The 18,952-nt window shown below is 67.4% G+C and carries 17 protein-coding genes; 8 read left to right on the top strand and 9 right to left on the bottom strand.

Annotated elements, in window-relative coordinates:
* Positions 1–16 precede the first annotated feature (16 nt).
* The 5 genes from EV139_RS12790 to EV139_RS12770 all read right to left on the bottom strand — a co-directional run bounded on the left by EV139_RS12790 (position 17) and on the right by EV139_RS12770 (position 4,307).
* Positions 17–418: a cupin domain-containing protein gene (locus EV139_RS12790; protein ID WP_130454726.1), complete on the bottom strand. Its 402-nt coding sequence runs from the start codon at positions 416–418 to the stop codon at positions 17–19.
* A complete protein-coding gene (locus EV139_RS12785) occupies positions 373–1,506 on the bottom strand; it encodes an ABC transporter ATP-binding protein (protein WP_130454725.1) in 1,134 nt (377 codons plus the stop codon). Before EV139_RS12785 ends, EV139_RS12790 begins: the two co-directional genes overlap by 46 nt.
* A complete protein-coding gene (locus EV139_RS12780; RefSeq protein WP_130454724.1) occupies positions 1,503–2,321 on the bottom strand; it encodes an ABC transporter permease in 819 nt (272 codons plus the stop codon). Before EV139_RS12780 ends, EV139_RS12785 begins: the two co-directional genes overlap by 4 nt.
* Complete coding sequence (locus EV139_RS12775) at positions 2,318–3,169, bottom strand: ABC transporter permease (protein WP_130454723.1); 852 nt, start codon at positions 3,167–3,169, stop codon at positions 2,318–2,320. Before EV139_RS12775 ends, EV139_RS12780 begins: the two co-directional genes overlap by 4 nt.
* Before the next feature lie 76 nt (positions 3,170–3,245).
* Positions 3,246–4,307 carry an ABC transporter substrate-binding protein gene (locus tag EV139_RS12770; RefSeq protein ID WP_130454722.1) on the bottom strand — a complete coding sequence of 354 codons (1,062 nt, stop codon included), beginning with the start codon at positions 4,305–4,307 and terminating at the stop codon, positions 3,246–3,248.
* Positions 4,308–4,454: 147 nt separating this feature from the next.
* Here EV139_RS12770 and EV139_RS12765 point away from each other — a divergent pair, with 147 nt between their 5' ends.
* The 3 genes from EV139_RS12765 (at position 4,455) to EV139_RS12755 (ending at position 8,253) form a co-directional block, all read left to right on the top strand.
* Positions 4,455–5,198, top strand: coding sequence for a TetR/AcrR family transcriptional regulator (locus tag EV139_RS12765; RefSeq protein WP_198677568.1), 744 nt, complete (start codon positions 4,455–4,457; stop codon positions 5,196–5,198).
* Between the two features lie 210 nt (positions 5,199–5,408).
* A complete protein-coding gene (locus EV139_RS12760; RefSeq protein WP_130454720.1) occupies positions 5,409–6,659 on the top strand; it encodes a M24 family metallopeptidase in 1,251 nt (416 codons plus the stop codon).
* A 247-nt stretch (positions 6,660–6,906) separates the two neighbouring features.
* A complete protein-coding gene (locus tag EV139_RS12755) occupies positions 6,907–8,253 on the top strand; it encodes an MFS transporter (protein WP_241989055.1) in 1,347 nt (448 codons plus the stop codon).
* A gap of 110 nt (positions 8,254–8,363) precedes the next feature.
* On the opposite strand, the gene EV139_RS12750 is transcribed toward EV139_RS12755, so the two are convergent.
* Genes EV139_RS12750 through EV139_RS12735 form a run of 4 tightly spaced genes read right to left on the bottom strand, consistent with a single transcriptional unit; the run spans position 8,364 to position 12,404 of the window.
* Positions 8,364–9,545 (bottom strand): ABC transporter ATP-binding protein, encoded by a 1,182-nt coding sequence (locus tag EV139_RS12750; protein WP_130454718.1) that lies wholly within the window; start codon positions 9,543–9,545, stop codon positions 8,364–8,366.
* Between the two features lie 5 nt (positions 9,546–9,550).
* Positions 9,551–10,336 (bottom strand): ABC transporter permease, encoded by a 786-nt coding sequence (locus EV139_RS12745; RefSeq protein WP_130454717.1) that lies wholly within the window; start codon positions 10,334–10,336, stop codon positions 9,551–9,553.
* Positions 10,336–11,253, bottom strand: coding sequence for an ABC transporter permease (locus tag EV139_RS12740; protein ID WP_130454716.1), 918 nt, complete (start codon positions 11,251–11,253; stop codon positions 10,336–10,338). The genes EV139_RS12745 and EV139_RS12740 overlap by 1 nt, the downstream gene beginning before the upstream one ends.
* Before the next feature lie 5 nt (positions 11,254–11,258).
* Entirely contained in the window at positions 11,259–12,404 is a 1,146-nt protein-coding gene (locus tag EV139_RS12735; RefSeq protein ID WP_198677567.1) for an extracellular solute-binding protein, read from the bottom strand.
* A gap of 304 nt (positions 12,405–12,708) precedes the next feature.
* Here EV139_RS12735 and EV139_RS12730 point away from each other — a divergent pair, with 304 nt between their 5' ends.
* The 5 genes from EV139_RS12730 (at position 12,709) to EV139_RS12710 (ending at position 18,901) form a co-directional block, all read left to right on the top strand.
* Entirely contained in the window at positions 12,709–13,938 is a 1,230-nt protein-coding gene (locus tag EV139_RS12730) for a flavin monoamine oxidase family protein (protein ID WP_130454715.1), read from the top strand.
* A gap of 30 nt (positions 13,939–13,968) precedes the next feature.
* Positions 13,969–15,417, top strand: coding sequence for a helix-turn-helix domain-containing protein (locus tag EV139_RS12725; protein WP_130454714.1), 1,449 nt, complete (start codon positions 13,969–13,971; stop codon positions 15,415–15,417).
* Between the two features lie 57 nt (positions 15,418–15,474).
* Positions 15,475–15,756, top strand: coding sequence for a putative quinol monooxygenase (locus EV139_RS12720; RefSeq protein ID WP_130454713.1), 282 nt, complete (start codon positions 15,475–15,477; stop codon positions 15,754–15,756).
* 329 nt (positions 15,757–16,085) lie between these two features.
* Entirely contained in the window at positions 16,086–17,891 is a 1,806-nt protein-coding gene (locus tag EV139_RS12715; RefSeq protein ID WP_130454712.1) for a phospho-sugar mutase, read from the top strand.
* Entirely contained in the window at positions 17,888–18,901 is a 1,014-nt protein-coding gene (locus EV139_RS12710; protein ID WP_130454711.1) for an ADP-dependent NAD(P)H-hydrate dehydratase, read from the top strand. Before EV139_RS12715 ends, EV139_RS12710 begins: the two co-directional genes overlap by 4 nt.
* Positions 18,902–18,952 lie beyond the last annotated feature (51 nt).

Raw genomic sequence — 18,952 nt, 5'->3', positions numbered from 1 at the left:
GTGTCACCGCGCACGTTCATTCCTGCGCGGGTGTCATGTTGTACACGAAGAATGCGGGCTCGTCACCGACATTTTCGAGGTGGTAGGTCCACCCCGGGGCCAGATATACGGTGTCGTCGGCCTCCAGCTCGAAGACGCCCTCGTCCCACGTCAGCCGCAGCCTGCCGCGAATTACGTAGTACGTTTCGTCGACGGGACCGTACCAGTGATCAGCTTCTGTCGGGTCAAATTCTTCCCGGCTCGACCATCGGTTTGTCTGCTCCCCAGGCTCCATCCAGCAGACGCCCTGCGTGAGCTCGCTCTGGTGCTCTGCCCGGGTGATAATCCGCGCGATGCGCACCCTCGTCGGGGCTGTTGCCGCGTCGCGCGGGGTCAGCTCAGCGAGCTTGATGTGGACTGGGCGAGGGTTTCGGTCCATGCGTTTCTCGTTTCTGTTTCAGAGTGTTTGGTGGGAAAGACTGCCGTGCGCTCGGTCGACCAGGCCAGTCGGACGCGTGCGCCGACCTCTGGGGCTAACGTCTCAACGCCGGAGCGCACAATCACGGTGCCGTCCTCAGTGGCGATTTCGACTCGGCGCTGCGCACCGAGGTAGGTGATGTCGGCGACGACGCCGTCAAGGACACACTCATGCCCGGCGGAGTCGGGGTCGTGAACACGAATCCGCTCGGGGCGGACCACTGCTACGGCAGGGCCGTCCGGGAGGTCTGCCGCTGGCACGCGCACCCCACTCCCGCTCACAAAGACACCGGCGGATACGTCGCCAGCAAGCGCGTTCGACTCGCCGATAAATCGTGCGACGAACAGGGTCGCCGGCCGCTCGTAGAGTTCCTCCGGCGTACCAACCTGCTCGATCCGCCCCTCGTTGAACACCGCGATCCGGTCGGAGAGGGTCAACGCCTCCTCCTGATCGTGAGTCACGAACACCACTGTGATTCCGAGCTCGTGGTGTAGTCGTCGCAGCTCAAGCTGGAGCCGCTCACGCAGCGCGCGGTCGAGCGCGCCAAATGGTTCGTCCATGAGGAGTAAACGCGGCTCGAACACCAGCGCCCGAGCGAGAGCCACACGCTGCTGCTGGCCGCCGCTGAGCTGGCCCGGTTTTGCGTTGGCGCGCGCGCCAAGTTCGACAAGGTCGAGCGCCGCGAGCGCGCGTTTCACGCGTTCAGGCTTCGCGATGCCTCGCTGACGCAGGGGAAACTCGACGTTCTCCCGCACGGTGAGGTGTGGGAAGAGGGAGTAGTTCTGAAATACCATGCCGAGGCCGCGGCGATGCGGTGGTACCGAGGTAATCTCGGCCCCGTCGCATACAACGCTGCCGTTGGTTGGGGCGGTGAACCCGGCAACCATCGAGAGCGTGGTGGTCTTTCCGGATCCGCTGGGTCCGAGCAGGGTCAGAAACTCCCCCGAAGCCACGTTCAGGTCGACGCTCTCGACCGCCGCGGTTCCGGCGTATCGCTTTCCGAGGCGACTGAGTTGAAGCTCAGCGCCGGAGGTGTGGGTGACGGTCATGCGACGTCTCCTAGTCGTTTCTCGGCACGTCGTTCGTGGACGACCTGCACGAGGCGGGGAATCAGGATGATGAGGGTGGACAGCACGAGGAGCAGAGTGGACGCCGCGGCGATACTCGGGTCGGTTTCAACGGTCACCGAGCTGTACATCTGCACGGGAAGGGTCCGCACTGTGGGCGACTGGAGGAAGTACGCAACCACGACCTCGTCGAGGCTTGTTACGAACGCGAAGATGAAACCGGTGACGATCCCCGGAAGCAGGATCGGGAACTGCACCTGCGCAAAGCGAGCGAGCGGGCCTGCGCCCAGCACCGCTGCGGCGCGCACTAGAGTCTCATCGAGTCCACGGAGCGCGGTCCCGACCGGGATGATGACGAACGGGATCGCGAGCGCAATGTGCGCCAGGGCGATTCCGAGCGGTGAGCCGGCGAGACCCCAGCGGAGATACATGCCAAAGATAGCGATTGCTGCAACGATGCCCGGCACCAAAATCGGCAACATGATCGCCACCTGCGTGACAGCAGCAAGGCGCGCGCGGAGACCCCGAATTCCAAGTGCGGCAAGCGTGCCGGCGGCGGTCGCCACGACGCCCACGATCAGTGCGAGCCCGAGGCTAGTCCCCAGCGAGTTCAACCAGCGTGAATCGGTGAAGAAGTTCTCGTACCACTGCAGCGACCACCCCTCAATCGGGAAGGCGAAGCTGCGTTTATCGGTGAACGACAGCGGGATCACGACCAGCGTGGGGGCGACGAGGAGCAGGGCAGCTACGCCGGCCCACAGGCGCAGTGGGAGACGAATGCGCGTGCGTTCGTTCATCGCGCGTCACCCCCAGACACCATCTGCACGATGCCACGCCGGAGCGGCGCCACTGCGAGAATCACGACACAGAAGAGGCCGAGTGTGGCGAGCAGCAGGATGCCCGAGAGCGCCCCGGCTCCGGCAAAGTCGACGATCTTCTCGACGCGCTGTCCGATGGCCTGAGCAATCATTGCTTCCTTCGGGCTGCCGATCAGTTGGGGGGTGATGTAGAAGCCGAGCGCGAGGATGAATACGAGTGAGCTCGCTGCAAAGAGACCGGGAAGGGACTGCGGCAGGTACACCTGCCAGAACGCGCGGTAGCGGTTTGCGCCGAGGCTTTGCGCAGCTGCGAGCTGTCTCCGATCGATCGCAGCAAGCGCCGTGTAGAGCGTGAGGATCATGTACGGCAGGAGGATCTGCACGATTGCGAGCACCACACCGGGAAGCGTGCCCCGGAGCGTGACATCCTCGGCGCCGAAGAATGCGAGCACCGCCGACACCGGCCCGTCGCGCTGGAGCAGGGAGATCCAGGCGAAGGTGCGCGCCATGAGCGAGGTCCAGAACGGCACGAGCACGAGGATCATCAGGAACGTTCGCGCCGTGGGCCCGACGAGCGTGAGGAGATAGGCGAACGGGTATCCCAGGCCGATGCAGACGACGACCGTGATGAGGGCGGTCATGAAGGTGCGCCCGAGCACTCGGAGAGTGGTCGGGTCGGCGAGCGCGGCCGCATACTGGCCGAGCCCCGGTTCCGGGTCAGTAAATGAGCGGAACAGGATCACACCGATGGGGAGCAGGAAAAAGATCAAGATGACGGCGAGCGCCGGGACAACGGCGACGCCACTCAACAGGCGCGATTGACGCATGTGGCCTCCGGGGAGTGGGTGGGCAGTGGGGCGGATCGGCCGGCTCACTCAGCGGGCCGACCCGCGCGTGAAGTGGCTAGCTCGTTGACCAGGCAGTCCACTCGGTCTCGGCGTCAGCCGAGTTGTCAGCCCACCACTGCACATTTGTCACGATCGACTGCCGCTGCACGGCCTCGTCAGCCACGTTCCATTTCTGCTGCAGTTCGTCGAGTTCGGGCTGAGCGGAGAGGTCTGCCGGAGCGTACGGCTGCAATTCCGCGAAGCGCGCCTGCGGCTCGGCTTGGGCCGCGAACTCGATAAAGCTCTGCGCATTCTCGAGGTTCTTCGTCCCCTTGACAATGCTCAGGCTTGCCCAGGCGAGGAGGTTATCCTCCCAGACCGGCGCGATCTTTGCTCCGTTGTTCTCTGCCTCGTAGCCCCGACCTGACCAGGCGAGCCAGAGGTCGGCTGAGCCGTCCTCCATCGCCTGCTGCGACTCAGAGCTCGTATTCCAGAACGTGAGGGAGTCCCGGATGGTGTCGAGCTTTGCGTAGGCTCGGTCGGTGTCGAGCGGGTAGAGGTCCGCGGGCGCGACGCCATCAGCGAGAAGTGCGAACTCGAGCGCCCCGGCCCCCGCCCACCCGGGGACCATCCGGGTACCGGGGAATTTCTCAAGATCAAAAAAGTCAGCCGGCGTGGTCGGCGCTGCAGCGCCACTGAACGTCTCGGTGTTGTAGATCATCATCGTCGAGTACTGCGCGATCGGAATTGAGCAGTCTGACCAGGTCCCCTCCGGGTAGTTGGAGGTGTCGATCCCGCTGAAATCGATCTCTTCGACGAGCGTTCCGCAGTTCGCAACCGGGAAGTAGGGCTCGGTGTCAACGACGTCCCAGATCGTGTTTCCGGAGTCCACCATCTGCTGAATCTTGGGGTATGAGGTCGGGCCATCGTTCTGCACGGTGACGCCGGCTTCCTTTGCCCATGGGGTGAGGAAAGCCTCATTCTGCGCGTCCTGGTAGGCACTCCCGTAGCTCGCGAACACGAGCGATCCGCCATCGCCCGCGCCGCCATCGGGCGCGGCGCCCGATGAACACGCAGCGAGCGAGAGCGCAGCAACCGCGGCGAGCGGCAGCAAGAACTTGCGGGTTGGATGAATCATCTTCGTGACTCCTTCGTCAACAGGATTGGAGTATCATAATAACGCATTATTATCATTCTGCAAGGCGTTCGGACCCGCGCCCCCTAGGGTCGAAGTACGGTGCGCCCGGCGAGACCCGCCGAGCGCACCAGCAAGAAGGGACCACGCGTGACCATCGCACCTGAAGACCCAGCACGCTTGAACGAGGTCGACCTCACAACTCGGCGTCGTGCAGAGATCCTCACCGGCTCAATCAGAGTCATCGCACGAGACGGCGTCGTCGCGGCAAAGCTGAAGGACATCGCGCGGGAGTCTGGCGTGAGCCTCGGACTCATTCAGCACTACTTCGACACTCGCGAGAACCTGGTTGACGCGACCTTCGAGGTCATGATGCGCGTAATCTCGCGCGAGAGCGCACTCCGAGTGCGCACCATTGAGGATCCGCTGCAGTTCATCTACGCGCTCAATTCACAACACGTGTTCGGATCTGTCGCATTCCCTGAGCGTTGGGGCTTCTGGAGCGAGCTCTGGTCCGGATCGGGGCGCTCCGGCCCACTCCGCACCGTCGCGTCTCAGGTGTACGAGCTCTGGGCGCGGCCACTCGAGGAGGCGCTCGGGCAACTCGCCGAGAGCCACCGCCTCCCAGCATCGGCGGATCCACACCGGCTCACCGCGGGGATCCTTGCGCTCATGGACGGGCTCTCAATCCGCACACTCGCAGACCCAGACGTGGTGAGCCCCGAATTCATGCTTGAAGTCCTCAACGACTGGGTTACCGTCCAGCTGGGCGTCGACCCCGCAGAGGCGAGACTCCACCTGACCGAGCTCGAACGCCACCGCGACGCAATGCAGCCGCGCGCACTCACCCCAGAGGTGGTTGCCGAAGCCCTCCTTGAGGGCCCGGCCACGTAACCCCTGGGTTCACCACGCGCCAGCCCCGACTGCTGGAATCCCCAATGCAACCGGCCAATCCCGCCGGCACGCCGACCCTGCCGGGCCCCGCAAGACAGTCGCAATGCCACACATTCCGCTATTCCAATAATATGTTATTATCACAATCGCAGCGTCGCGATTGAGGTCTCGAGCTGCCCCACACAACCGCAGAGACACTCAGAGGTGAGCATGCTCGATCCATCGATTACTCGCTTTCTTGCAGAGCAGCAGGAACAGATTTCAGGAACCGAACCGCACGTTGCATTTTCGGCCGAGGAATACGCCAGTCGGCTCGCGAAGCTCCAGCGCGCAATGGCGGAGGATGGCGTCGACACGCTCGTACTCTCCTCCCCCGAGGCTCAAAGCTGGCTTCACGGCCTCGCACTGCGCTGGTACAAAGCGAACGGCCCCAGGGATTGGCGTCCGCTAACCTGCACGGTCGTGCGGGTCGATGCAGGGTACATTCTGTTCGAGGGCGTTGAGCACACGGAGATGATTCGGCGCACGTCGGCCGCCACCGATGTCCGCCTGCTCCCTCGCTACGAGCGAAACGGGATGCTGCGATTCATCGTCTCCGAGATCGCGGCCGAGGGCTGGGTGAACGGCTCACGGGTCGGTATCGAACTTTACTCAGCGATCCCGAACCCGGCAGTGTCAAAAATGATTGAGGGGGCACTCCTCGACGCCGGCGCCCACGTCGTCGACGCGACCCTGACTGCGCGCCGAGTTCGCATGATCAAGTCCGCCGCAGAAATCGCTGCCGTAAAGCGGGCCGCCGCTATCTGCGACGCTGGCCTCCTTCACCTCGCCGACGTGCTACGCCCAGGAATGACCGAATTGGACGCGCACGGCGAACTGATCCGCGGGCTCTCCGCAGCGGGCGGCGAACCCGCCGGGCTGCACCAGGTCGCGTTCGTCGGCTTGGCAGCTCTCGGGGTCTACCACGAGATTTCCGGACGTCGCGTCATCACCGAGGACGACTTTCTCGACGTCGATCCCTGCGGCGTCTATAAGCGATATCACTCAAACCGTTCACAGCTCTACACGTTCAAGGAACCACCACGGGCGGCGGTCGAGCTCCTGAAGATCTTGACCGGCGGATTCGACATCTTGCTCAATCGCGCGCGTCCCGGGGTGCGAATTGGCGACGTGAACGCCGAGTTGTACGCGTACTACCGCGATGCCGGGGTCTTCGAGCTGAACTCGAGCGTCTGGATCGGCGGGTATGAGATGGGAATCGCGTTCCCACCTGACTGGGTCGGCGAATGGAAGTTCACAGTTGTCGGCGGCCAGGACGACGATCGCACCTTCGAATCAGGCATGGTCGCGAACTTCGAGAGCATGTGCGGGATCGGTCTTCTCGACACGTTCGTCATCGAGGACGAACAGACCAGCCTGCTCTCGAAGCTCCCCCACGAGATCATGGTGGTGGGCATCTAGCTCGCTCCCGGCTGGGAACGCATTCGCCGCTGCCGCGGTGGAGCCGTCCCAGCCGGGGTACACTAGCTTTCAGCGAGTTCCCACAAAGGAACCGCGTGTTCTCTGGCGCGAGCCATCTCACCACACCGGCGTTGCGGGGTTAGCGCATCATCCAACCCCGAAAGCCCCCTCCGTGAGCACATCATCTGCCGCCTCGGCAGCTCCAGCCAGTCCCCCCACCGCCGCACCCCGCAACTCACGCTCTCGCGTGATTCTCGCGAGCCTCGTCGGCACCACGATCGAGTTCTACGACTTCTACGTCTACGCCACCGCGGCGGTGCTCGTCTTCCCGCACCTGTTCTTCCCCACCGGGAACGAGACGACGGCGCTGCTCGCCTCGTTCGCCACGTTCGGTGCGGCGATGCTCGCGCGCCCCGTCGGCGCGATCTTCTTTGGCCACCTGGGCGACCGCGTCGGCCGCAAGACCACCCTCGTGGCTTCGCTCCTCACCATGGGTATCGCGACCTTCTTGATCGGCCTGCTCCCCACGCACGCCCAGATCGGGCCGTGGGCCGCCGTACTGCTGCTCGTGCTGCGCCTCGCGCAGGGCTTCGCGATCGGCGGCGAGTGGTCGGGTGCGGCGCTCGTCGCGACCGAGAACGCGCCGAAGGGCAAGCGCGCCTGGTACGGCACGTTCCCCCAGCTGGGAGCACCGATCGGCTTCATCATCGCGAACATGCTGTTCTTCGTGATCAACAACGCCCTCTCCGATCCCGAGCACCCCGGGATCGCCTCGGAGGCGTTCCTCAGCTGGGGCTGGCGGATCCCGTTCCTGTTCTCCGCCGTCATGGTGATCGTCGGCCTGTGGGTGCGCCTCAAGCTGGTCGAGTCGACCGCGTTCGAGCGCACGAAGGAGGCCGGCAAGGTCACCCGCATGCCGATCGCCGTCGCGTTCCGCTACCACTGGAAGGGCCTCATCCTCGGCACCTTCGCGATGCTCGCAACGTACGTGCTCTTCTACCTGATGACCTCGTACACGCTGACGTTTGGCACACGCCCCGGCCTCGCTGTGGCAGAGCAGGCGGCCGCGGCCACCGGTGTCGACTTCGACGCCAGCGCGTACGTGCCCGGCCTCGGCTACGCGTACAACGATTTCATCCTGATGCTCGTGTTCGGCGTCATCTTCTTCGGCGTCTTCACGCTGGTATCGGGACCGCTCGCCGACCGCTTCGGCCGCCGTCGTACCCTCATCTGGGTCACGATCGCGATCGCTGCGTTCGGTTTCACCTTTGTTCCGCTGCTGGGCGGCGGCACCGCGCTCGTGATGTTCTTCCTGGCGCTCGGCTTCACCCTCATGGGACTCACGTTTGGCCCGATGGGCGCGTTCCTGCCGGAGATGTTCCCCACCAACGTGCGCTACACGGGTTCGGCGGTCGCGTACAACGTGTCGTCGATTCTCGGCGCCGCCCTCGCACCCATCATCGCGGTCTGGCTGTGGGGCCTCGCCGACGGCAGCCCCGTCTACGTGGGGCTCTACCTCACGGGCGCGGCAGTGCTCACGCTCATTGCGCTGGTGCTGACGCCCGAGACCAAGGACGTCGACATCGAGGCGTAGCGCCTCATGCACGCACAGGGGCGGTCCCGGATCGAGAGATCCGGGACCGCCCCTGTGCGTTTCCACGCCCTCGCGGGCTGGGCGGCGTCTGACCCCACCGCGCGCACCTCCTACGTGGCCGATTCACCGGCCTCGCCGGTGTTGATAAGCAGCACGCCGGAGTCGATGTCCCACATCATTGCGACCTGGTCACCGCGGTTGTGGATGCGCGCCTCCTGGCCGAGTCGCACGGCGCCCTCGCTGCCGTCGGGCAGGCGGACGGTGTAGCGGCGCGACGCCCCGAGATAGGTCACGTCGATGATCGTCACCGGAATCGCGTTCTGCGTGTCGCTCGGCGCGGTACCCGCCGCCTCGAGCCGCAGGTTTTCAGGGCGGATCAGAATCGCGAGATCCTCGTGAATCGACTGCCCGTCGGCGACAACGCGGTGCCCTGCGACCTCGATCGCGGTCTGCCGCTCACCAACGGGGGTACCGGCGCCGAGCAGCACGGTCGACTCCCCAAGGAAGCGCCCCACGAAGAGCGTCTGCGGGGCCTCGTAGAGATCCTCGGCGGTGCCCACCTGCTCGATCTTGCCGTTGTTGAAGACGGCAATGCGATCGGACATCGACAGCGCTTCCTCCTGGTCGTGCGTCACGTAGACGAACGTTGACCCCACCTCGCGGTGGATCCGCTTGATCTCGGTCTGGAGCCACTCGCGCAGCTTCTTGTCGAGGGCGCCGAGCGGCTCGTCCATGAGCAGCACGCGGGGCTCGTAGACGAGCGCACGGGCGAGCGCCACGCGCTGCTGCTGCCCGCCGGAGAGCTCCGAGGGGAAGCGGTCGCCGTACTCGCCCATACGCACCATCGCGAGCGCGGTCGACACTTTCTCCTGCTGCTCAGCTTTCGAGAGCTTGCGGCGCTGCAGCGGGTACGCGATGTTCTCCGCGACGGTCTTGTGCGGGAAGAGCGCGTAGTTCTGAAACACCATGCCGATGTCGCGCTTGTGGGGCGGCAGTTTGGCCACGGGCTTGCCGTAGATGTGCAGCATGCCCTCGGTCACCGAGGTGAAGCCGGCAATCATATTGAGCGTGGTGGTCTTGCCCGAGCCCGAGGGGCCGAGGAAGGTCATGAACTCGCCGGGTTCGATCACGAGGTCGATCTCGTCGACGACCGCTTTGTCACCGTAGCGCTTGGTGACCTGGTTGAGGCTGATCCCGGCGTCTCCGATGGCGTGGATCGCCTGGGTGTTGAGGCCCTCGGAGCGCAGCTCCTGCTCGTGCCCCTCGGGCACGGGGATGTCGTTGTGAGTCATAGCGTTCACGCTACCGGTCGCTTTCTCTTCCGCGTGGAGAACTGGGCGATGAGCATGACGACGACCGAGGTCAGCATCGTGATCACGGCCACGGCAGCCACCGTGGGGTCATTTGTCTGGGTGACGCTGTTGAAGATCTTCACCGGCAGGGTCTGCAGTGAGGGGCTCTGGATAAACAGCGAGAGGATCACCTCGTCGAACGAGGTCACGAACGCGAACAGCGCGCCGGCGGTCACACCGGGTGCGATGAGCGGCAGCGTGATGCTGAAGAAGGTGCGTACGCGCCCGGCCCCGAGCGAGGCTGACGCCTGTTCGAGCCGCGGGTCGAGGCCCTGCAGCGACGCCATCACGTTCGTGATCACGAGCGGCATTGCCACGATTGTGTGCGCGAGCACGAAGCCCGGGAGCGTACCGAGCAGGTTCATCCGGAGAAACAGCGAGTACAGGCCGACCGCGAGCACGATCCCCGGCACGATGAGCGGCAGCAGGAAGTAGCCTTCCATCAGCCCCTTGCCGCGGAACCGCACCTTCGACAGCCCGAGCGCCGCGAGCACGCCGACTGCCGTTGCGACGACCATCGTGAGGATCGCAACCTGCAGCGACGAGAACAGCGACTTGAGCCACGTCGGGTCCGTGAAGAAGTTCTCGTACCAGCGGGTTGAGAAGCCCTTCGGCGGGAAGTTGAACGACGGCGCCTCGTTGAACGACATCGGGATGATCACCAGCGTCGGCAGAATGAGCCAGAGCACGATGAGCACGGCGAAGACGCCGAGCACGCGTTTGAAGGTCATCAGCGGTTCACCCCCGGGAACAGGCTTCCGCCCTTATTGAACCGGGACACCACCACGAGGATCAGGATCGTACACACGAGCAGGAATATGCCGAGGGCTGTGCCCTGGCCCCACATGAGGAACACACTGATCTGCTGCTGGATCATCGCCGAGATCATGATCTCCTTCGACGAGCCAAGCAGCGCAGGGATGATGTAGAACCCGAGGCCCAGGATGAACACCGTCACACCGCCCGAGAAGATGCCGGGCTTCGATAGCGGCAGGTACACCGTGAAGAACGCGGTGACCGGGTTTGCGCCGAGGTTCGCGGCGGCGGGCAGCAGACGCTTGTCGATCTTCGCCATCGACGAGTAGAGCGGCAGCACCATGAACGGCAGCAGCACCTGGCTCATACCGAGCGCGACGCCGAAGGTGGTGCGGATCAGCGGGATCGGCCCGATGCCGAACCAGGCCGCGAGCAGGCCGTTGATGGGGCCGGTGTCCTGCAGCAGCACCATCCAAGCGAGGGTGCGCACCAGGATCGAGGTCCACAGCGGCATCATGATGAACAGCTGCAGCATGTTGCGGGTGCGATCCGAGACCACCGTCATCAGGTACGCGTACGGGTACGCGAGCAGGAGACAGACGATCGTGACGAGGATCGCGGTGCCGAAGGTGCGCAGCACCACCGCGAGGTTTGCCTCGGTGGTGAAGAGCCAGACGTAGTTTTGAACGCCGGGCTCCGGATCCGTTACCGAGCGAATGAACACGTCGACGAGGGGGGCGAGGAAGAACAGGGAGACGATCACGAACGCTGGGATCAGCAGCAGGAACGGGCGCCAGTTCTTTGGCCCCCGTTGCTTCGGAGTCCCGGAGTCCGCACCGAGGGCGATCGCGCGCGTTGACACGTCGCCCCCGGTGTCGGTGTCGGTGGTCATGTCGATCAGTTACCCGTGGCCCAGCCGGCCCACGCGGTGGCGAGGGCGTCGTAGTTCTCGACCCAGAAGTCGACGTTTGGTGAGATTCCGGTGTCGAGGTGCTCGGTGGTCATCCACTCGGTGAGGAGCTCGTCCATCTCGGGCTTCGCGTCAACGTTGACCCCACCGTAGGAGGTCTCCTCAGTCATCTTCGCCTGCTGCTCCGCGCCGATGGAGTAGTTGACCGCCGCGAACGCCGCCTGCGGATCCTTGACCCCCTTCGGGATGCCGTTCGAGTCGACCATGATCATCCACTCGTCCCACATCGGGGCAACCGGCGCACCGGCCTCGGCGGCGCCGTAGCCGCGGCCCGACCAGACGAGTCCCATCACGGCCTCACCCGATTCGAGCTGCTGCTGAGCGGCCGCGCCGGTAGTCCAGCCGATCACGTCGTTGCCGAGGTCCTTGTACATGTCGAACGCGCCCTCAATGTCCTCGGGCTTGAGGTTCTTCACGTCTTTGCCCTGCGCGGTGAGCGCGAACTCGACGGTCTGCGGGTCAACGTAGGTGGACTGGCTCACCGTGCGCTTGCCCGGGAACTTCTCGGTGTCGAAGAAGTCGGCGGCGCTCGTGGGCGGATTATCACCGAACTTGTCGGTGTTGTAGACCACGACCAGGCCGTACAGGATCTGCGGCACCATGCAGTCGTCGGTAATGGTGCCCTCGGGGATCTTCGAGACGTCGATCTGCGAGTAGTCGTACTTCTCGTACAGCGTGCCGCAGCCGCGGGCCGTGTCGAACTGGGTGGTGTTCACCACGTCCCAGCTGACGTTGCCGCTGTCGACCATCGCTTTGAGCTTGCCCGCGTCGAACGCGTCCTGGTTGACGGTTGCGCCAGACGCCTCGGCGAACGGGTCCCAGAGCGCGACCTTCTGGCCGTCCTGGAACACGCCGCCGGAGCCGGCAAAGGTGAGGGTCACGCCGTCGAGCGCGCCGGCCTTGATCTCGCCGGCGACCGGGGTGCCGAGGTCGCGTTCGGGAGCGGCCTCGGGCTCGGCCGTGCCGCCGCATCCGACGAGTGTCAGCGCGAGCGCGGCGGTGCCTGCGGCGAGCGCGAGCCCACGGCGGGCGAATGGGCGCTTGCTCGCCCGGAGTGTTCTGGGAGTGGACATGTGTTCCTCACTTCGTTGTGATCGTGGTCCTCATGATCGTGATCGTGCCGGGGCGCGGCCGCCTCGGGGGCGGTCGCACCGTGTCCGGCAGTTCCTGAAGCTAGCAGCGGATCACGCGTTCGGCCCCCGCCCCGTTACTCCTTCGTTACCGCCGCGGTGATCTTTCATAGATTCGTACGTCGGTGTCTCCGCGGGGTGTACGAACATAAGCTTTCGCCCCGAGAGGGGCGCCCGGAGGCGCAGATCCTCGCCGAGATCCCTACGATGGGGAGCGACACACCGATCGGTTCAAGGAGGAACACGGATGGACGTCATCGTCATCGGAGCCGGGCTCGCGGGGCTCACCGCCGCGTGGGAGCTGAGCAAGGCCGGCCACCAGTGCACCGTGCTCGAAGCGCGTGACCGTGTCGGCGGCCGCACCTGGTCGCAGCGGCTCGGGAACGGCGAGGTGACTGAGCGCGGTGGCGAGTACATCTTCCCCACCGAGTTCCCCATCCGGCGCCTCTCCGCCGAGGTCGGAGTGCCGATCATGTCGCACGCGGTTCGCTACGGCCGCCGCACCGTGAACGGCCGCGTGATCTCGGTCGACGAGCTCGATACGACCGGTGACCGCGTGCGGGCGACCCTCGCCGAGATGCTTGCAGACGGCGCCCGCGCAGTGTCCCTCGAGGCCGCGTTCGCCACGGCGCTCGGCTCCGGCTACCGGCTGGACCCGGTGTACCGCCGCACCACCACCTCCGCCGCGGCCGACCCGGCACTCGTCAGTGCCGAGGCGGTGCTGCTGCACGAGTCGTCGACCGCAAACGGGTACATCGAGGACGGCGGCCGCTTCGTGGGGGGCAATCAGTCGCTCTCGCTGGAGCTCGCGCGGCGCCTCGGCGACCGCGTGCGGCTTGACCACCCGGTCGCTGGCGTGGATCAGAGTCCGACCGGCGTGCAGGTGGTGCTGCGCGACGGTACGCGGCTCGATGCCGCCGCCGCCGTGGTCGCCGCCCCGCTCCCCCTGCTGCGCGAGCTTGAGCTTGGCTTCGCGCTCCCGGAGGCCCAGCAGCGGGCCCTCGATCACCGGTTCATGGGGGTCGCTGCGAAGCTCGGCGTCCCGCTGCGCCGCGTCGACAGCGACGTTGCGCTGCAGAACCCCGAGCACACCTGGTGGTCGTGGCGCTCACTCAGCACCGACGGCGAGCACCGCATCAACGCCCTCTCGTCATTCGCCGGGGGCCCGTTCGCGCTCGATGCCCTGCGCGTCAGCGCGGGGCCCGACACCTGGGTGGCCGCGCTGCGGGCCATGCGCCCGGAGCTCGAGATCGACGGAGACGTGCTCCTCACCACCTGGGCCGATGACCCGTGGGCGCGGGGCGCCTACTCAGCCCCCGGCCTCGGCTGGGAGGCCGCCGATGCGACCGCGTTCGAGGAGGCCGCTGGTCGCGTGGCGATCGCGGGCGAGCACACGGGGCTCGCGCAGTCACTCTCCGGCGCCGTGGCGTCCGGGTACCGCGCCGCCGCAGCACTCAACCGAGCGCTGGAGAGTTGACCGTGTCGGGGCCGAGCATATGCTTGAAATATGACCTTCACGGTTAGCTCGCTCCTGCAGCTGCCCGCCGTCGGCACCACCTCCCTGACGCCCGGCATCGGAAACGACCGGGTCATCGAGTGGGCGCACGTGTGCGAGCTCGCTGAGCCGTGGCAGTGGCTCGGCGAGCACGCGCTCGTCCTCACCACCGGCATCGGAGTGCCCGCGGGCACAGCGGCGCAGCAGGCCTACCTGTCCGGAATGCACGCTGCGGGGATCGCCGCGATCGCGATCGACGCGAAGATGCCGAAGCACCCGTTCACGCAGGAAGCGCTCGCCCACGCCGCACAGATCGGTTTCCCGGTGCTCGAGACGGAGCACGAGGTCCCGTTCGTGTCGCTCGCGAAGGCCGTGGCGCAGGCGGTGCAGCGCGAGTACAACACCCGGGTGCTGCAGACCGAGCGCATGTACGCGGCGCTCGGCGAGCACTCGGTCGACGACGCGATCGACGCGCTTCTCGACGGGCTGGGGCGGATCCTGCTCGCGGATCTCACGCTGCACCCGCGCGACCGAGCGCGCGGCCCAGGGGCGCTCCGGCAGCTCGCCTCCGGGATCTGGGCGGTGCCCCTGCTCTCGCCGGGCGAACCCGAGCTGCAGATCGCGCACGCGGGCCCGATCGACCGCACCCTGCTGCAGCACGCGGCGAGCATCGTCGACAACGCGCTCGCCGTGAAGGTGGCGGCGCGGCGCAGCGACTGGCTCCACGGTTCGCTCCTGCTGAGCGATCTCTCCGACGAGGCGGTCGCGTCGGCGCCGTCCGATCACCTCGTGGCCGCCTACGGCGTTGCGCCACCCTACCTGCTCGCGGTGTCGCAGCACGCGGATACGCGCGCCACGCTCGAGGAGGTGCACTCCACATTCGCCACGAGCCAGGTCCCGGCGCTCGCGACGATCAAAGAGGGGCAGGTGCTGCTGCTCGTCGAGTCAAGCCCCGAGCTCGATCCGATGCTTGGCTCGATCGCTGACACGCGCGGCGGCGTGGGGGTGAGCGCTCCGTTCACCGATCTCACGGAGCTGCCGACCGCGCTCCGCCAGGCGCGGAGCGCGCTGATCCGCGCGCACCAGTCCGGCCGGGTGCTGCGCTTCGAGGAGCACGAGACCACCTCACTCTTCCTGCCGAACGATCCCGAGCAGCTCCGCGGCATCGCCCGGCAGGTGCTCGGCCCGCTCCGCACCTACGACGAGCAACGCGGCACCTCGCTCACGCACACGCTCCGAATCTTCCTCGAGGAGAACCGCAGCTGGGTGCGCGCGTCAGAGCGGCTGTTCGTGCACCGGCAGACCCTGATCGCCAGGATCTCCCGCATCGAGAAGATCATCGACCGCGACCTCTCGTCGATGGAAGACACCGCCGAATGCTGGCTCGCCGTGCAGGCGGCCATCGGGTGCGGCGACCTCGCCCCCAGCGACCCGCCGCCCGAGCTCGCCACGGCGGAGTAGCCGGCGGCGCAACGAGATACGCTGAGCTGCGACCCGTCACCGAGCCTGAGGAGCCGTATGCTGCGCGTTCTCGTCCCCTGCCGGATCCGGCCCGAGCACCGCGAGGCGGCCCTCGCCGTGTATCGAGACCTCATCGCCGCGACCCGCGCCGAGCCCGGGTGCCTCAGCTACGAGCTCCTCGCCGACATCGAGGATGACTCAGCCTTCGTGCTCTCCGAGTCGTGGCGTTCTCAAGCCGACCTCGACGCGCACACCGAGACGCCCCACTTCGTGTCCGCGATGGCGGCCCTCGCACCGCTCGAAGACGCAGAAAACGCCCGTCGCCTTCGCGTCGTGTGAGACGCGGGGCGCGGGCGCTCCCCGGCACCCGGCGGGCTTCGCCGCGGTGCCGTTCCTGTTGCGCTGGGTGCCCCTAGCGGGGGCAGACGCAGCGCTCAGCGGTGGGGACGCCCGCGAGGGCCTCCTCGATATGCTCGCCGCAGCCAGCCCAGGTCGTCTTGCTGCACGTCTCGCAGCGCACGGAAGCGCACATGGGCGGTCCTCTCGTCGTGTTCGCGGATGCCAGATCCGACACCCCGATTCAAGCTTAGCTACCCTCCCGGCGCGTCGCTCTCAGGGGTGGTAGCTTGAAATCACTCCGGCGCTCGCCGAGGGAGGGAGAACACGCGATGGGACTTTTCTCGGGGGACTCGTCTGTGCACGATCCGGAACAGCTGATTGCTGTGGCAACGGCGTGGGCGCAGGACGACATTGATCCGGCCACCCAGCGTGAGACGCTGCACCTGGTGGAGCGCGCCTCGGCCGCCGACGCGGGGGCCCTCGCGGAGCTCGCCGCGGCGTTCTCGGGCCGGCTTGCGTTCGGCACCGCGGGGCTGCGCGGACCGCTCGGCCCCGGGCCGCAGCGGATGAACCGCGTCGTCGTCTCGCAGACCAGCGCGGGGTTCGCCGCCTACCTGCGCGAGCGCGCGGCCGGGGGCGAGGCCGAGACCCCGCCGTCGATCGTGATCGGCTACGACGGCCGGGTGAACTCCGACGTGTTCGCCCGCGACACCGCCGAGGTGATGGCCGGCGCGGGCGTGCGCGTGTTCCTGTTCCCGGAGGCGGGGCCCACCCCGCTCACCGCGTTCGCCGTGCGCCACCTCGGGGTGTCGGCCGGGGTAATGGTGACCGCGAGCCACAACCCGCCGCGAGACAACGGCTACAAGGTGTACCTGGGTGACGGCGACGGCGGCTCGCAGATCGTGCCGCCGGTCGACGCGATCATCGCCGAGCGGATCGCCGCGATCGCCGCCCGCCCGCTCGCGGAGCTGCCGCGCAGCACCGACTACACGGTCCTCGGGCCGGGCGTTGCCGACGCGTACGTGGCCGAGACTGCCGCCGCCCTGCTGGCCGGTCTCCCCACGGAGCCCGGCTCCCCCGGCACCCCGATCGCCGCGTCCGGCGCGTTGCGTGTCGTCTACACGGCGATGCACGGCGTTGGCGCCGACCTCGCCCGGCGCGTGTTCACCTCGTCCGGGCTGCCCGCGGTCACCCCGGTGGCCGAGCAGGATCGCCCGGACGGCGCGTTCCCGACCGTCGATTTCCCGAACCCCGAGGAGCCGGGTGCGCTCGATATCGCGTTCCGGGTGGCGGAAACCGTTGACGCGGAACTGATCGTCGCGCACGATCCGGACGCGGATCGGCTCGCGATCGCGGTGCCCGACGCGGACGCCGCGGGCGGCTACCGCCGACTCACCGGAAATCAGCTCGGGCTGCTGCTCGGCTGGCGCGCCGCCGAGCGCGAGTGGGCGCGCGCCGAGCGGCAGGGCACCGACCCGCGCGGCACCCTCGCGTGCACGATCGTCTCGTCACCAGCGCTCCGCGCCGTCGCGGCCGAGTACGGGCTCGACTACGCGGAAACCCTGTCCGGCTTCAAGTGGGTGTCGCGCGTGCCCGGCCTCCTGTTCGGCTTCGAGGAGGCGCTCGGCTACCTCACCCACCCGGATATCGTCCGCGACAAGGACGGGATCTCGGCGAGTGCAGACGCGATCGCGATGGTGCGCGAGCTCACCTCAGCGGGCCGCACCGTGTGGGATCTGCTTGACGACGCGAGCGAGCGCTTCGGCCACTTCGCGAGCTCCCAGATCACGCTCCGCCTCGACTCGATGCCCGCGGCCTCTGCGGTCGCCGCACGGATCCGCGAGAACCCTCCGCGCGAGTTTGCCGAGATCGCGGTCACCCAGATTCAGGACCTGCTCACGCCAGGCATCGCCGAGGTGCCGGCCGACGTGCTCCGCTTCGATCTCGACGGCGGCAGCCGGATCATGATCCGCCCGAGCGGCACCGAGCCGAAGCTGAAGGTCTACCTCGACACGTTGAGCGACGTCGGTACGGCCGCGGAGCGCCGGACGGCCGCCGAGGCGACGCTCGCCCAGCTCGAGTCGGCGGTGCGAGACACGCTCGCTCGCCTCCAGGAGGGGAACCCGGGCGCATGAGCGCGCGCTGGCCCGAGCGTGCCGCGGCCGGGTGGCTGCGGCCGCCCGGGCCGGCCGACACGAAGTATCGCCGCGGGGTGCTCGGGGCGCGCACCGGCTCGGCACAGTACCCGGGCGCCGCGGTACTCACCGTGAGCGCGGCCTGGCGCGTCGGCACGGGGCTGGTGCGCTACGTCCCGCCGGTGCACGACCAGGCTCCCGATTATGGGCTCCCCGCCCCGGCCGCCGCCGTGCTTGCCGCTCGGCCCGAGACCGTGTTTGGCGAGCACCCCGGCCGTCCGTGCGACGCCTGGCTGCTCGGCTCGGGCACCGATCCCGCCGTGCGCAGCACCGAGGAGACTGCGCGGCTGCGCGAGCTGTTGCGCGGCCCGGCTCCAGTGGTGATCGACGCCGGCGCGCTTGAGCTGCTGCTTGACGGTCCGGCCGCGGCGCGCCTCCCGCGCATCATTACCCCGCACGCCGGCGAATTCGCGCGGTTGTGGTCCGGCGCGGGGCTGGGCCCGCTTCCGGAGGCCCTGCACGAGCCGTTCGAGACGGTGCAGCGGGGTGCCGCGGCCCTGCGGCTCGCGGCTGCTCTCGGGGTCACCGTGCTCCTCAAGGGGGCGATCTCAATTTCCGCGAGTCCCGGCGGACGCGCCCTGCACACCGGGCCCGCGACCTCGCGCCTCGCGTCTGCCGGAACGGGTGATGTGCTTGCGGGGATCCTCGGCGGGCTCGTCGCCCAGCACGCGGCACGCATGCGCTCCGCGCCCGAGCTGCTCTGTGAGCTCGGGGCGACCGCGGCACTGCTGCATGACCGCGCCGCCCGTGCCGCGGCGACCGCGGGTGGCACTCCCCCGGCGCGTGGCGACGCGGCGCTCGGCGACGCGGCGCGCGAGCACGAGCACGAGCACGAGCACGAGCACGAGCAGCCGATCCTCGCACTCGACGTGGCCCGCGCGATTCCGCAAGCCGTCGTGGCGGTAGCGGCGGAGGCCCAAGGACCGCGCGACGCCGCAGCGGCCCCCTGACGTAAAGGGGGAAGGCCGGCCCGGCGGGGGAGCTCGGGCCGGCCTTCCGTA

This window comes from Leucobacter luti, from assembly GCF_004217175.1.
Taxonomy (GTDB): domain Bacteria; phylum Actinomycetota; class Actinomycetes; order Actinomycetales; family Microbacteriaceae; genus Leucobacter; species Leucobacter luti.
This window is presented reverse-complemented; position numbering and strand designations above follow the sequence as displayed.